Annotated in this window: 13 protein-coding genes and 1 tRNA gene; 2 read left to right on the forward strand and 12 right to left on the reverse strand. The window is 48.5% G+C overall.

What is annotated here, in order from left to right; all coding sequences use genetic code 11:
* Positions 1-48: 48 nt before the first annotated feature.
* The 5 genes from BGP75_RS21775 to BGP75_RS21795 form a co-directional block, all read right to left on the reverse strand.
* Positions 49-876 (reverse strand): glycosyltransferase, encoded by an 828-nt coding sequence (locus tag BGP75_RS21775; protein WP_198939511.1) that lies wholly within the window; start codon positions 874-876, stop codon positions 49-51.
* Positions 877-884: 8 nt separating this feature from the next.
* Positions 885-3992, reverse strand: coding sequence for an efflux RND transporter permease subunit (locus BGP75_RS21780; protein ID WP_076721036.1), 3108 nt, complete (start codon positions 3990-3992; stop codon positions 885-887).
* Between the two features lie 3 nt (positions 3993-3995).
* Positions 3996-5132, reverse strand: a complete 1137-nt coding sequence (locus BGP75_RS21785; protein WP_083704975.1) for an efflux RND transporter periplasmic adaptor subunit — start codon at positions 5130-5132, stop codon at positions 3996-3998.
* 70 nt (positions 5133-5202) lie between these two features.
* Positions 5203-6474, reverse strand: coding sequence for a polysaccharide deacetylase family protein (locus tag BGP75_RS21790; RefSeq protein WP_076721037.1), 1272 nt, complete (start codon positions 6472-6474; stop codon positions 5203-5205).
* Position 6475: 1 nt separating this feature from the next.
* Entirely contained in the window at positions 6476-6973 is a 498-nt protein-coding gene (locus tag BGP75_RS21795; protein WP_233152998.1) for a glycosyltransferase, read from the reverse strand.
* A gap of 39 nt (positions 6974-7012) precedes the next feature.
* Here BGP75_RS21795 and BGP75_RS21800 point away from each other — a divergent pair, with 39 nt between their 5' ends.
* Positions 7013-8038, forward strand: coding sequence for a glycosyltransferase family 9 protein (locus tag BGP75_RS21800; protein WP_233152999.1), 1026 nt, complete (start codon positions 7013-7015; stop codon positions 8036-8038).
* 120 nt (positions 8039-8158) lie between these two features.
* On the opposite strand, the gene BGP75_RS21805 is transcribed toward BGP75_RS21800, so the two are convergent.
* The 7 genes from BGP75_RS21805 to BGP75_RS21835 form a co-directional block, all read right to left on the reverse strand.
* The gene (locus BGP75_RS21805) at positions 8159-9268 is read right to left on the reverse strand and encodes a WD40 repeat domain-containing protein (protein ID WP_076721040.1); all 1110 of its coding nucleotides are present in this window, start codon (positions 9266-9268) and stop codon (positions 8159-8161) included.
* A gap of 73 nt (positions 9269-9341) precedes the next feature.
* Complete coding sequence (locus BGP75_RS21810; RefSeq protein ID WP_076721041.1) at positions 9342-9800, reverse strand: hypothetical protein; 459 nt, start codon at positions 9798-9800, stop codon at positions 9342-9344.
* Positions 9801-10288: 488 nt separating this feature from the next.
* Positions 10289-11083, reverse strand: coding sequence for a glycosyltransferase family 2 protein (locus BGP75_RS21815; protein ID WP_076721042.1), 795 nt, complete (start codon positions 11081-11083; stop codon positions 10289-10291).
* A gap of 13 nt (positions 11084-11096) precedes the next feature.
* Entirely contained in the window at positions 11097-12134 is a 1038-nt protein-coding gene (gene waaF / locus BGP75_RS21820; protein WP_076721043.1) for a lipopolysaccharide heptosyltransferase II, read from the reverse strand.
* An 82-nt stretch (positions 12135-12216) separates the two neighbouring features.
* A complete protein-coding gene (gene rfaD, locus BGP75_RS21825; RefSeq protein WP_076721044.1) occupies positions 12217-13161 on the reverse strand; it encodes an ADP-glyceromanno-heptose 6-epimerase in 945 nt (314 codons plus the stop codon).
* A 4-nt stretch (positions 13162-13165) separates the two neighbouring features.
* On the reverse strand, positions 13166-14722 hold the full coding sequence (hldE, locus tag BGP75_RS21830; protein WP_083704984.1) for a bifunctional D-glycero-beta-D-manno-heptose-7-phosphate kinase/D-glycero-beta-D-manno-heptose 1-phosphate adenylyltransferase HldE: 1557 nt from the start codon (positions 14720-14722) through the stop codon (positions 13166-13168).
* Between the two features lie 5 nt (positions 14723-14727).
* Positions 14728-15303 carry an SIS domain-containing protein gene (locus BGP75_RS21835; RefSeq protein WP_233153000.1) on the reverse strand — a complete coding sequence of 192 codons (576 nt, stop codon included), beginning with the start codon at positions 15301-15303 and terminating at the stop codon, positions 14728-14730.
* 135 nt (positions 15304-15438) lie between these two features.
* On the opposite strand from BGP75_RS21835, the gene BGP75_RS21840 reads away from it, so the two are divergent.
* Positions 15439-15514 (forward strand) — tRNA-Phe (locus BGP75_RS21840).
* The last annotated feature ends 28 nt before the right edge of the window (positions 15515-15542 follow it).

A 15542-nucleotide genomic window follows, 5' to 3' on the forward strand; every position in this document is an offset into this window, starting at 1 on the left:
AAACTAAGTCATGTCGATCTGAAAATTAAGTCATGCTGATCATGAAAATTAATGAGTCGACAAACCTTCTTCGCATCGGAACAGCCCCTGTTGCTTGCGTGCCAGCATCATCGCGGTTTCATTGCTGGAGTCTATTTCACGGTGGCTGCGGCCATGAAATAGATGGAACATGTTAGCAGCATACTTACAGGATTTAACCTTTAAATTATAGGCTCTGAAACGCCATTCCAAATCAGTGTCATCGGCCAGCGAGGTTTGACCATAGCTTTCGTCATAACCGTTCAGGGCGACCATATCCTCCCGGAAACAAGAGTAATTACAGCCTACGATACTGGGGGATTTGTGCTTGACCAGGCGACTGAACAAATAGCCATCAGAATTCAGGGATATCCCCGCCTCACAATGGCTTTCCTGACAATCCCTGATAATTAGCGGCAATCGCCAAAGGTAACTTTTCTCGACACTCAAAGCGCTGAGTTGGCCCGATCTGATACGTTGGCTGTATTTGGGTCCCAGATTGACACGGCGACCTGCCAGAACCGCCCCTTTTTCTGCCAGTTTGACATGACCTTCAACAAACGTGGAATAAGGGACACAGTCGCCGTCAATAAATATCAGATAATCCCCGCTACTCTTAAGGATCGCATTATTCATCGATCGGGCCTTACGAATCCCCTGGTCCTCCTGGCAGGTATGTAATACCTTGAGTCCTTGAACCGAATTGATAAAGGCAGCCATTTCCGGAGCGTTATTATCTTCGGCTACCACCAGTTCGAGATGTTTATAAGTCTGATTCTTCATTGCTTCGACGATGAGTTTTAACGCTTCAATGTCTTTGTACACTGCGACGATCACACTGACCTTCAGTTGCTCCATGGGCTCTTTCAACCTTCTTTCTTTACCTTTTCTCTGAGAGTTTGCATTGTGACGAACAGTGCTGGAATGAAGAAGATACCGATACAGGTTGCCATCAACATACCGCAGAGAACCACAAAACCGATTGATATGCGACTGGCTGCACCGGCCCCACTGGCAAACACTAATGGCATAACCCCCAGGATGAAGGAAAATGCTGTCATCAGCACCGCTCGGTAGCGCAAGCTGGCGGCTTCCGTGGCGGCTTCTATAATCCCTTTACCCTCTTCGCGTAATTGCTTGGCAAATTCTACGATCAGGATCGCGGATTTACTGGCCAGACCAATCAGCATCACAATACCAATCTGCGCATAGAGATTGTTGGTCAAGCCGGGTATCAGCCACAGCGGTAGAATCGCGCCCAGTAAGGCAATGGTAATCGACAGCATGACTGCCAATGGGATGGTCCAGCTCTCGTACTGGGCCACCAGAAATAAATAGGCGAACAGTACTGCCAGTGACATTATCAGGATAACAAAACCACTGGCCTCCTGTTCCTGGGAGGTGGTCCCTGTCCATTGCAGCTCATAGCCTTCGGGGAGCGCTTCCCGGGCCAGTTTTTCCAGTATCTGTATTCCCTCTCCGGTAGCCACATTGGCAGCTAGCATCGCCTGAATAGAGGCGGAACGAGTCTGGTTAAAACGAGTCAGGGACTGGGGGCCCAATACTGGCTTGATATCCACCAATGCATTAACAGGTACCATATAACCCTGATTACTCAATACATGAATATGGCCGATATCATCGATATCGTCGCGAAATTCGCTGTCTGCCTGAACGATAACACGGTAATTGCGCCCGTAAATATTAAAGTCATTGACATACTGGGTACCGAGCTGCGCCTGTAAGGTGCTGAACAGTTCACTCATGGGTATCCCCAGTGACAGGGCCTTGTCCCGATCAACCACCAGCTCAAGTTGTGGCACATTGGCTGAGTAGGTGGAATATACGCGACTGAACTCAGGCGCTTGGTTCGCTGCTATGATCAGTGAGCGTACAGCCTGTGCCAACTCTTGCGGTGAACCGTTATTCAAGTCCAGCAGGTTAGCTTCCAGGCCTCCGGCCGTACCTAACCCGGGAATAGGAGGTGTTGGGAAGGCCATGATATTCGCGCCGGGAATGGTTGCCAGTTTTCCGTTCAGCTCCCCCAGAATGTTGTACCAGGCCAGTTCTTTATCGGTGCGTTCATCCCAGTGATCAAGGACCGGGATTGCTAAGGCTGCATTGGGTGCAGCACCGCCCAGAATACTGAATCCCTTGACGGCAATACGGTTTTCAACACCTTTTTGTTCAACCAGTATTTGATCAATCTGCCTGATAACCTCGTCTGTGCGGTTCAGTGAAGCACCATCCGGCAGCTGTACGTTGATAAAGAAAGCACCGTTGTCCTCATAGGGCAAAAAGCCGGTCGGAGTGGTGGTAAACATATAATAGACGCCAGCTGCCATCGCGATTAATAATCCAATACTGAGAGTCAGCTTCCGATTGAGAAAGCTGACCTGTTTAACATAACCGCGGCGGGTCCAGTCCACCAGTTGATCAAACTTTTTGAAAATCCCTTTTGTTTGGGTTTCCGGCTTCAACAGCAGAGCGCAGAGTGCGGGAGATAAGGTCAGCGCATTAAGAGATGAGAAACAGACCGCCACTGAAATAGTCACCGCAAATTCGGTATACAGCTTGCCAGTGATTCCCGGCATAAAAGCAACAGGAACAAACACTGCCAGTAGTACCAGGGTTGTTGCAATAACGGGTCCGATGACTTCCTTCATCGCTTTGGATGTGGCTTCTGCAGCCGCTAGTTTTCCCTCCTGCATATGTCGCTTCACATTCTCTACCACCACTATTGCGTCGTCGACCACGATACCTATCGCCAGAATCAGGGCGAATAATGAGATGGTGTTAATACTGAACCCGAGCATTTTTAATACAGCGAAGGTGGCGATCAGGGAGACAGGAATCGTGGCGGCCGGAATCAGCGTAGCACGCCAATCAGCCAGAAAGAGAAATGTAACGATGACGACCAGAGAAAAGGTGATAAACAGGGTTTCCACAACCTCTTGCAAGGAGGCTTTTACAGACAGTGTGGTGTCATAGAGGACGGCATACTCTAAATCATCCGGGAAACGCTGACTCAAATGTTCCAGTTCCGCATAAACCTGGTTTGCCACATCAAGAGCATTGGCTCCGGGGCTCTGGTAGATTGCGACGGTTGCAGCAGAGTTGCCATTGAGAAGAGAGGATGCACTGTAGGTCTGAGATCCTAACTCAATCCGGGCAACATCCCGTAAACGCACTGTCGCGGCACTGTCTCCAATACGCAGCACGATGTCTTCGAATTCTGCTACCGTTTCCAGTCGTCCCTTGGCCCGCAGATTGTATTGAAATTGCTGACTCTGAGTCAGTGGTGGCTGTCCGATAATGCCAACCGAGGCCTGTATATTCTGTTGTTTGATGGCATTGCTGACATCCCCGGGTGAAAGCTTAAGCGCTTTCAAGCGGTCCGGATCAAGCCATATTCGCATACCGTAGTCGAGGGGGCTGAACTGTGATGCGGAGCCTACACCGTTAATTCGGGCCAAAGCATCCTGAATATTCAGCGTAGCGTAGTTACTCAGAAACAGTTCGTCGTAGGTTCCTTCGGGCGAGAATAGATTAACAACCAACAACATGTTGGTTGCCTGCTTCTTGGTGGTGACACCTTGTCGGACAACCTCCTGTGGAAGTGAAGCTTCAGCCAGTGCCACTCGATTCTGAACGTTGATAGCAGCCTGATCGGGATCCGTGCCAACGGCAAAAGTGATATCCAGTGTGTAGCTGCCATCATTGGAAGATGTGGAAGACATATATAACATGCTGTCCACACCATTGACCTGGCCCTCGATGGGAGCTGCTACCGCCTGTTCTACAACTTCGGCGTTGGCTCCAGGATAGGAGGCCTTCACCTGTACTTTTGGTGGAGTGATATCTGGAAATTGTGCAACAGGCAGAGTGAAGGCTGCCAGGGTGCCGGCGATCATCAGGACGATCGAAATAACCAGAGCAAACTTTGGCCGATTGATAAAAAAGAGAGAGAACATGTCCTACTCCTCTCTTGCTATGACGGCATTGACGCGAAGTCCGGGCTTAACTTTCTGAAGGCCTTCAGTGATAACCAGATCGCCAGCTTCCAGGCCGTTAAGTACCTGCCACTGACCTTCAAATTGAGGGCCCATTTCTACCCGGGCCAATTCGACCTCAGCGTCAATCTGTTGAGTGTCATTGTTATCCGAATCAGCCATTTTGGCCTGAGAGTTAACTTTCATCACATAGTATCCCTGGCGGTCGCGCTGTACTGCCGATTGAGGGATACGAATACCCTCCTCAGCCTGCTTGCGCTTAATCTCTACGTGAACAAACTCTCCAGGCAGAAGCACTCCGTCAGGGTTTGGGAAGCTGGCTCGAATGATCAGCGTGTCGGTATTTCGGTCTACTTCCGGGGAGATAAAATTAAAGCTTCCGGCGTGTCCATACTCACTTCCGTCAGACAGTTTGAGCCTGGGTGCTACAGGAGGGTTGTCCAGATCAATACCGTCTCTGCGGGCATCGAGCATTCGTTTCTCACTGACTGACATCTCCACATAGATTGGATCCAGATTAACAATGGTTGCCAAGGCACCGCTTTCCGGGCTGATAAGATCACCGACGGAAAAGTTGCTTTTGCCAATTCGGCCGCTGAATGGTGCACGAATCTGGGTATAGCTCAGATCGAGCTTGGCTTTTTCCAGCCCTGCTTCGGCCTTGAGCACCTGTGCTTTGGCTTGATCGCGGTCAGCTTCAGCTTGATCCAGTTGAGCCTGAGAAATAGCCTGACGCTTGTGTAACTGAAGAGAGCGATTAAGGCTGGCTTCTGCGTTCTTCAGGGTTGCTCTGGCCGATAGCATATCCGCCTGGGCCTGCTTCTGAATGATTTCATAGTTGTTTCTTTCAATATGGAACAGCACCTGTTTGGCTTCGACATCACGCCCTTCGGTAAATAGTTTTTTTTCCAGAAATCCAGAAACTCTTGCGAGTAAACTGACTCGTTCACTGGCTTCAATCCGCCCTACCAGCTGATAGGTGGGGGTCAGATCGGAGATGGCAACGGTATGAACGACTACAGCAGGTGCGGGTTTTCCGTCTGCCTGTGCCAGGGTGATGGAATAGATACCGATAAGTAATACCATCAGGAACTGTTTCAAAATAAACTCCTTAGAGATCGAATGCCTCTGAAAATGTCCTAAAATGCTCAGTTAAGCCTAGTGCATAAATTTAAAAATCTTTCCCTTTCCAGCGGCAATAACGCAGATACCAGCCACTGGTTTTTTTCCAGAATTTGATCCCTCTGTCTTTAGGCATAATGTTGATACGTCGAATACGGTAGAAATCATCGGCCAGATGCAGCGGGCCACTGACTGTTGCGATAGCAAACAGGTAACCAGCAGACTGAGCTGCTGCCACTTCTCTATCCTGATAATCCCCAAAAGGATAGGCGAATGATACGACCTCAGTATCGAGGAGTTGTTCCAGCCGATGTTTGGAATCACTCATTTCCCGAGCCAGCTCATCGGCATCCAGGGTAGGAAGGTGCTGATGAGTCAAACCATGGGACGCAATTTCAATACGACCACTTTGATGGCAAGCGAGCAGTTGTTCGGATGTCATCAACGCTGCCGGAGGCTCTCCGCCAGGAATATCCCATTCATTGCGGGTCAGGGATTCATTCGCCAGAGCAAATATGACCGCTTTAAAATCAAACTCTTCCAGTAAGGGGAGGAGGTTGTGATAGTTATCTTCATAACCATCATCAAAGGTGAGAATGATGGGCTTTTTAACTCGAACTCCATCCGCCAGTTCTTTAAAAGTAACGGGTTGAAATCCACGTTTCTTCAGACTGGAAAACTGTTCTCTCAACTGTTCTTTGACCGTATAAACACAGTGTATCGACCCTTGTGGTGGGCTGTCAGGCACCTGATGATACATCAACACAGGGACTTCGTTGAATGTACTCAGAGCAGCGTCCGCCATGGCCTGTCGATAACTTTTACGAACGTTCTGATGCACATACTGGGGATCATAATCAGCCAGGTATTCAGTATAGGCGGATGTATCAGCGGTTATCGTGCCCTTAACAAATGCTGAAAGATCCTGGCGTAAAGCCGTCCAATCAATTGATGCTGGACTGAAACAATCGCCAAAATTACTGGCTTTGCCCAGCGCAATGGTTTGTTGTTGAATGAGGCCAACATAACAGCACTCTCCCACTGCCATGACCGGACGTGCTAATTTCATTGCTTCTAGCGCTACTCTGCCAGCGCCGATAACCAGATCGGCTGTTTGATAGTAATTACTTACATCGTTTTTCTGACCAATAAAATGGGCGTTTTCGGGTGGGGCTGGCCAGCTTTCTGGTACCCCCGGTCCGCCAACAAAGATAAACTTAACCTGACTGAATTCTGGTGCGATCTCAAACGCCAGTTTTCGGGCTATTTCACCTTTTGGGCCGGTCAGGCGTCCTACCCAAAGAATGGTCAGTGCTGTCATCTTAACCAATACCGTTTCGAACAACTCGGATGAACTGGCGAGGAATATTCAATTCACCCTGGAGGTGCTCGGCGATATGGTCACAGACTGCCAGAATATGGCGACCATAGATATTCCAGCTGCGGCTGCTGGGATGGACTTTCTGGCGACCATGTACTGTTGAGACATATCCAACCCTGGCTCGTTTTGCCGCTATATTGGCAATCCAGCTCGCTGCGCGGGAGTGAGCGTGAATAACATCAATGTTGTGTTGCTTGCAAAGTCTCACAACCCCGATAATATTACGTAATCGGTTGAGGTAGCGACGGTTGTCGATGCTCATGGGGATATAGCTGGCACCGGGAAGATCCACTGACAAAGTATCGGATACCAGCCAACAGTTGTCCCCTTCGGCCAGTTGCTGACGACAGAGTTCAGCAGCGTAAACCTCAGCCCCCGTCAGATGAGTCTGTGACAATAGATGAAGAATTCGCATAGCGTTAGTAATACTGATCCTCAAAAAATCCTAGTGGTTCGCAATGACAAGTTAGGAGACTTTATGCTCTCCTGGCCCAGTTTTGCTGCTTTGAAACATGCTTTTCCAGAGAGCCGAATTATCGCTCTGGTACCCGCTTATACTCAACCTGTTGCCGAACTCTGCCCCTCAATTGATGAGGTGATTATTGACCCGACTGCGGATGCTGGAGTGAACGGCTTTATTTCACTTTTGAAGCGCATACGTGAGCAGCGCTTTGACCTGATGCTGACCCTGTTCTCTACCACCCGAGTCGGCTTGTTGGGTTTTGCCGCTGGAATTCCCGCCCGTTGGGCGCCAGCCACCAAGTTGGCCCAGATCTTTTATAACCATACCTTAAAACAAAAGCGTTCAAGATCGGAAAAACCGGAGTTTCAATATAACCTGGACCTGACAGAGGCCTGCATCAAGAGTGCTCAAAGTGATAAACCCAACCCCAGCCACTACCAGAGTCACAGTCATATCACCGAGCGTCCCTACTTGGCGTTTGATGATACATCACTGAAGGCTTTGCGCCAGCAATTTGTCGATCAACACTGCATCGTTGCTGAGCAACGCTTAGTCTTTATTCATGCCGGGCATGGGGGCAGTGCAAATAATCTTGGTCTGCTTCAGTATGCGGAGCTGGCAAAGCTGATCAGCCATGAAACAGTTTGTTTTATCTTAACGGCCGGTCCCGGCGAGCTGGAGGATACTCAGAAACTGGCAGCATTGATGGATCAATTTCATCTAAACTATCGAATATTTAATTCAACCGAGGGATTAACTAGCTTTGCCCGGCATCTGGCCTTAGCTGATCTCTTTATCGCGGGATCTACTGGGACTTTACATATTGCTGGAGCTTTAGATCGCCCAACGGTCGGATTTTATCCTAATCGTCGTTCTTCAACCCCGTTACGTTGGCGTACGCTGAACTCACATGGCCGTTACCTGGCGCTAACTCCTCCCAGTGATATCGAACAGGATATGAGTTGTGTCGACCTTTCAAAGGCCGCGGAAGACATTCAGGCGTTTATGGCGCGGTTGTGGTCTGGTGACTATCAAACATGACCGTTATTTTCCGCTGTATACATTTTGTGGTCGATTTTCTCTGATGGCTTACCTGCGCCTAAGGCAAGCCCGGATAGAGTGTCCGATAATAAGTGAATCATGATAAATACTAAGCTCAACTCACTGAATTAAATGTACTTTTACAAATATACCGGAGTCATAACCGACAAAACCAATATATTTGCCATTGGGTGATACCACTAGTTTTCTCATAACCTCCACTGATTTAACAGGGTTCGCTAATGTATTGTTTTCGGTATCCAGACGAAAAACCCCGGACTTGGTTCCTAACCATGCCAGCCCCTTTTTTCCTGCTGTGCACAGAGTTGCTTCGCTTCCAATAGACCAGTGACGCATAACCTCCAATTCTTTATTCAATAACAACACATCACCATCCATGAGGCCCATAATAAGGGTGTTGTTGTCCAATCGGGTCCAGCAGCTGATTGGCTTATAAGGCCTTATTTCAGCCAGCTTTTTATGGGGTTCAATACTGAACCAGGCTAACCTCGTTGTAGGTCCGTATTTATCGTAACTATCCAGATAAAAAGAGTTTTCGGGTCCAAAACGTGCCTTATCGGGGTACCTTAACGGGGTGAGTATGTTTATCCTCTGCCTTGATTCAATATCATATAATATAAACAAATCGCCGCGACCGGGAGCGCCAATAAAATAGCGGCTATCTTCTGAAAACTCATAGGCCATATACCACCCAACAGAATCCGTGAGGGAAACAATCTTCTCCTGAGAATCCACATCCCATAAATCAGTACGCGAAACAAAAGCTGTCTTCCCATCGGGGGATAAACCCGCAAAATCACTCCATCCACCTTTAAATTGACTGATTAAACGCCAGTTGCTGGTATCCATAACATTGACCATACGGTCTTTGACCCATAGATAGCGGCTGCCATCCTTATTAACCGCCTTACCATCAATATCACCGATAAGAGCATTCGAGCGTATCTCTTTAATAACCCGTCCATTACCAAGATTAACAAAGGTAATATGACTGGGATTAGATACTGCAATGACCTGGCCATTACGGAGAAAATTAAACTTATTTGCAGTATTCTCTTCCGACTGATAAACCAGGGGATAATCCAGTTCAATTTTTTTAAAGAATGATAGGTTATTCGGTTTTGTATAAGTACCACTGATACACCCACTCAGCAGAGCAATACAGGCTACCAGTAAACAAATAACACCAGGGGGTAATAATCTTTGCATCAGTACAATCCTTGCAGGTGCGATCACCAAAAGTAGCCCTTAAAAACAGCGAATCAAAACATTCACCAGATAATTAGCGTTTAGCACTGATATAGCCATAAAAGCGACTTAAAAAATAACTGAGTCGGGCATCCTGGTCTTGGGCGATACGGCCAATAACGGGGCTATACTGGTTTCCCCAGGTAAAGGCATTTAATAAAACCCGATCATCAGTCTTCACCGGTTCTGGAGTATCACCAAACATTTTTGCTGCTTCAGCGGCAGTTTCGGTCATCGCCTTAATATCCCCTTTAATGGCATTTACCAATGGCTGGGAGATTACTGTTGCGGGATTTAACTGATTGGAGTGCTGATTATGTTTTTTGATCCTGATCTCCGAATTTAACACCACCCAGTGATCGGGCGTTAATGCAAACGAACGCTTATCCTCAAATTTTAAAAAAGCATCAGCATTGATAAATAAAAAGACCGCATGGCCGTTACGATAGGCCCGTTGGGCATTCAGTAAGTGATCCAGTCCTTTATTGGTCAAAAGATTAGTATGGTCCTCGACGCTTCGATACCCGGCCTTCAGCTTTTCACTGTGTCGTCAGTGAAAAAGAGGTTCAGTTCTAATGCATTCCACTGAAATGGTTCAGGTGTCTGCCTTGGCTGGGCGGGTAGAGACGGATGATCGTCCAGGTCAGGCCTTATTAGCGATTATAGCGCTCTGCCAGTATCAACAGAGCCTATAGCATTATCAACCGAATGCTCTATCAGAACTCGAACCGTTAGACCCCGGCAGAACACTATAGAATAAGTAGATCATGAAAAATATGACTTAGATAGGACTATTGATCAGGACTAATTCATCTACAAATTTTATAATTTAATTTTGATAATCAAAAATTAATTTTAGTATTTGTTATCAATATTTGAGAGTAAACTCTCTACATCAAAATCCAGGCCAGCATCGTCTGTAGAGAGCTGTGATTCTGGAGAAAGCCCGGTTTTGGGAAGGTCGTTTTTTTCGGAAAGGGGCTACTTTAACGCTTTAGTGCGGGACCAAAGATCGGCATATTTAATAAAGCAGGAATGTGCCGAAAGCACGGCCATCAGCAGGCCTCTGCGCCCATCCAAAAATCCTCCTCGAATCAGGTACATCTTTATAAACAGCCCCAAGGCATGCAGAAACGCTTGAGACAGGGATGCTTCTTTCCCACGCTCTTGTTTCTGTTCGGCGAATACTGCCCCATAGCGGGCGGATTTAACCAAATAGTGTTCCATGTCTCTGTAACTGAAATGATCTAATCGGCCGGAGGTTTTGACGAGGCTTATACCGTCGTCAAAAATCATTCGCTCATGGACTTTACGTTGCTGATCAAATTTGCCTTTTAGACGGGGATAGAGTCTCGTACTGGTTGAGCACCAACCACCATGGTTCAGGGCCTTACCAAAGACGTGAGTTTGGATAACTACTTCAAATGCCCGGTTCATTTTCGGGTCTTTTCGCAAAGCCTCTACTTCTGATCTCAATGCGGGGGTGACTCGCTCGTCCGCATCAACCATTAAAATCCAGTCCCCACTGCAGAAGTCGTGCAGTCGCTGGCGTTGTACTCCAAAGCCCTGCCAGTCATCGTTAACAAAGACTTTATCGGTGTACTTGTGGGCAATATCCAACGTACGATCAGTACTGCCAGAGTCCAGTACGACAATTTCGTCGGCCCAGCTACAGCTTTTCAGGCAATCATCCAGCATCAGCTCTTCATTCTTAACCATCACCGCTACAGTAATGGTTTTTTGTGTGCTTGCTTTCGGTTCTGAATTTGCTGTCATATTAATACGCGTCTCAGTTTGCAGATTCGCTGGCAGGGGTTGTCTCTGCGGGACTGGAATTGAGACAGGCCAGCACAGCTTCTACGGTTACATCCGTAAGACTGTGGGAGGCTGGAAGTTCTCTGATTCCCTGCAGACTATCGTCGCCACCCAGGTCTGCCCGGAGAATATGGCAATTTGAGGTTAATGGCGGCGTATAATCGGGAGTGGTGGTTCGGTAAATGGCGATCACATGACAGCCCACGGCGGCAGCTATGTGCATTAAGCCGGAATCATTGCTGATCGCATGTTTTGCCATAGCAAGCAGATCAACGGCGTCGACCAGTTGGGTCTGGCCACAGAGATTCAGGATCTCGCAATTAGAGAGTTGTTGGATCTCTTCGCTGACTGAGCAGTCTTTGGGTGAGCCTAAACACCAGACTTGAAAACCCTGACTGGTCAGGGCATCGGCGGTTTCGGCCCAGTACTGTGCAGGCCATTGCTTGGCAGGGCCGAATTCTGCGCCCGGTAATAGAGCAGCAACGGGTTTCTCTAAGTCCAGTTTCAGCTTTTCAATTAACTGCTGCTGATTCTGCGGATCAACGGTCAGTTCAGGTTCTAGAATTTTGGGCTTTTCCAAACTGATCGGGCTACCCAGTGCGACAAAACGCTCTACCGCGAGGGGCAGGCGTTGTTTATCGAGCATACGCATGTCGTTGATCAGGCCATAACGCATTTCGCCCCGATAGCCGATCCGTTCAGGTACCTCGGAAAAAAAAGGCAACAGTGAAGCTTTCAGGGATCGAGGGATGACAATAGCATGGGTGTAGCGGCCCCGTAGCTTTTTACCGAGTTCCAAACGCTTCTTCCAGCCCCATTCGCCGTGGCTAACATCGAGTACCACGGGATACTGGACTTCTGGCATGCGCGCAAGAATAGGCTCAGACCAGCCGGGAGCTACCACATCAATGGTGCAACTGGATTGATCGGCTTTTAGCTTTTTGAACAAGCTTTGGGCCATTACCATATCCCCGACCCAGGAGGGACCTACGATCAGCCAGCGTTTATCCATGGGTAATTAGCAGTCTCTTTCAGAATGTTGAGTTAGAGTGGTTTATTGAGCAATTGTCCTCTTTTTCCGTTTGTTTGCCCTTTTATTCTTTGTTCAGCCAGGTCAGGTATTCGTTGACACCTTCTTCAACGGTTTTAAACGGTTCGTTATAACCAACTCCGCGTAGTTTACTCATGTCTGCCTGAGTAAAGCTCTGATAAGCACCCTTAAGGTGATCAGGGAAAGGGATATACTCGATTTCACCTTTACCATGATAGGCAATGACCGCATTGGCAACGTCGTTAAAGGGCTGGCTTCGACCTGTTCCGAGATTGAATATGCCGGAATGCTCCGGGTGCTCCATAAACCACAGGTTCACCTTTACAACATCACCCACATAAACGAAATCGCGTTTCTGCTCACCGGCTGCATAATGATCATAACCGTCAAATAACTTGGGGTTTTCGCCTTTTAGTATTTGACCGTTTAGATGAAAGGCAACACTGGACATTGAACCCTTGTGTTGCTCGCGTGGACCGTAGACGTTGAAGTAGCGGAACCCTACCACCTGGCTTTGAAAGCGGGACTCGTTACGGCGCACATATTGATCAAACTGCCACTTGGAATAGCCGTAGACGTTGAGCGGCCCTTCATACTCCAATGCTTCTTTAAACACAGAGCCTTTCCCGTAGGTGGCGGCTGAAGAGGCATAAAGAAAGGGCAGTTGCCGTTCCTGGCAGTAATGCAGCAAGGTCTTGGAGTATTCATAATTATTCTCCATCATATACTTGCCATCCCACTCGGTAGTGGCAGAGCAAGCCCCTTCATGAAAGAGTGCACGAACAGAATCGAAGCGTTCGCCTGACTTTATACGCGCTAAAAAGTCGTCTTTATCCAGGTAATCTGCTATCTGGCAATCCTGTAGATTCCAGAATTTGTGACCGTCACTGAGGTCATCCACAACCAAAATGTCGGTGATTCCTTGCTCATTAAGGCCTTTTACGATGTTGCTGCCGATCATGCCGGCGCCGCCGGTAACGATAATCATAGGTTTACTCTTTGTTCTCGTTAGCTTGAGGGTCGACTTGCTCAGGGCTGCTGTTTTTCGCTGATTCGGACCCTTTTTTATCGCCGTAGTCTAACCCGCTGTTTTGGAGGTTTCCGCCCTGTAGATTGTTCTGACGAATTCGCTTAACAATATTAGAGGTGGAACAACCATCAACAAAATCCAGGATGACCACTTCGCCACCGTTAGCCATCACACAGTCACCACCGGCTACCGCTTCGGGTTCGTAGTCACCACCTTTTACCAGAATATCCGGTAGCAGCTCACAAATCAGCGCTTTAGGCGTGTCATCTTTAGAATCTTTGCCAAAAGGGATGACCCAATCAACACTGGCGAGTCCGGATAGTACAGTCATACGCTGTGGTAACGGATTGATGGGGCGCTCAGGGCCTTTCAGTCGACTGATAGAGTCGTCAGTGTTTACCGCGACAATCAACTTATCACCAAGAGAACGTGCCTGCTCGAGGTACTGTACATGGCCCGCGTGAAGAATATCGAAACAACCATTGGTCATGACTATCTTCTCACCACGAGCATGAGCAATTTGTAGTTGTCGTTTAAGCGCGTGTAGCTCGACAACCCCGGTTTCTTCGACGGCTTCGCTCAGAATGGCTTGATTTAATTCTTCCGCGCTGAGGGTAGCTGTACCCATCTTACCGACCACAATTCCGCCCGCTAAATTGGCCAGGCGGGTGGCATCTTCAATGGATTCATCTGCTGCCAGGGCTGCCGCCAGGGTGCCTATAACCGTATCGCCAGCACCGGTTACATCAAAAACTTCCCGGGCAACGGTGGGAATGTGCATCTCATCTTCAGCACGAATCAGCGCCATGCCTCGTTCACTGCGGGTAATCAGCAAGGCTTCCAGTTCGCAGGCCTCGCGTAGCGCATGGGCTTTTTCAGTCATTTGCGAATCATCTTCCCAACGGCCCACGACCGCTGCAAACTCCGACTCGTTCGGCGTGATCAGGGTTGCACCTGAATAGCGGCTGAAATCATTGCCTTTCGGATCCACCAGTATTTTTTTACCGGCGGCACGAGCTCGGGAGATCATCGCCGTAATTTCATCCAGGCAACCTTTTCCGTAGTCGGAAAAAACCACCACATCGGCATCGGCCAGGCAGGCATCAAAACGATTCAGCAAATGTCCATGATCGTAGTCGGAGAATCCGTCTTCAAAATCCAGTCGGATCAGCTGTTGATTACGGCTCATCACACGAAGCTTTGTGACGGTATCGGAACCGGCAACTTCTTCAAGCTCGCATTTTACCCCGGCTTCTTGTAACTGTACGTGCAAAGCCTCAGCGGCCTGGTCCTGTCCCACCAGAGACAACAGCTGTGCCCTGCCACCCAAGGCGACGATATTCAGGGCAACGTTACCTGCTCCACCGGGGCGACCCTCGTGATCCTGGATATGAACCACCGGCACGGGGGCTTCAGGGGAGATCCGCTGAGTCTGGCCATGCCAATAGCGGTCTAACATCAGGTCACCAACAACCAGGACACGGCCTTTACTAAAATCTGGAATATAGGAAGGTTGCATAATCACTATTCGTTGCTATCAGCCAGTTGGTAGTCTATTTCTTCACACAGCCAGTGACCGATAAAAAGATGAGCTTCTTGGATTCGAGCGGTTTCATTGCCGGGAATGATGATGGAGTGATCAGCAAGATCTTTGAGCTTCCCGCCATCTCGACCCAGAAGGGTTGCTGTGGTAACGCCCATGGCCTTCGCCTGCTCAATGGCTTTGATAATATTGTTGCTGTTACCGGAAGTTGAAATACCGATAACCAAATCTTCTTTACGGGCTAATCCTTCGACCTGTCGGGCAAACAGGGTATCGAATTCATAGTCGTTAGTATGGGCCGTTAATATCGATGAATCGGTGGTCAGTGCGATCGAGGGCAGAGGGCGACGCTCGGCTTTGTATCTCACCATAAACTCCGCTGCTAGATGCTGACTATCAGCGGCACTGCCACCATTACCCATCCAAAGAACCTTGCCACCGGATTTCAAACAGTGGATCACCGCTTCAGCCAAACGCAGAGCATCCGGCCCTAACTCCTTCACTTTTTCGAAGGTTTGCTGATGACGACGCAGCGCATTATCAAAACTGTTGATCAAGATGCTTTACCTTTATCCGGTCCAAAGAGCGGCATTATAGCAGAGCGCCGGGCATGGAAACCACGGCGATGATAATAGATAGTAACAAGCCCTTGACAGTCTGAATGAAAAGCGATTAAATACGCGCCTCCTGATGCCCGGATAGCTCAGTCGGTAGAGCAGAGGATTGAAAATCCTCGTGTCGGTGGTTCGATTCCGCCTCCGGGCACCACTACTTTAAAGCCTTGCAGTTAAATGCA

This window comes from Motiliproteus sp. MSK22-1 (assembly GCF_001968815.1).
Lineage (GTDB): Bacteria > Pseudomonadota > Gammaproteobacteria > Pseudomonadales > Balneatricaceae > Motiliproteus.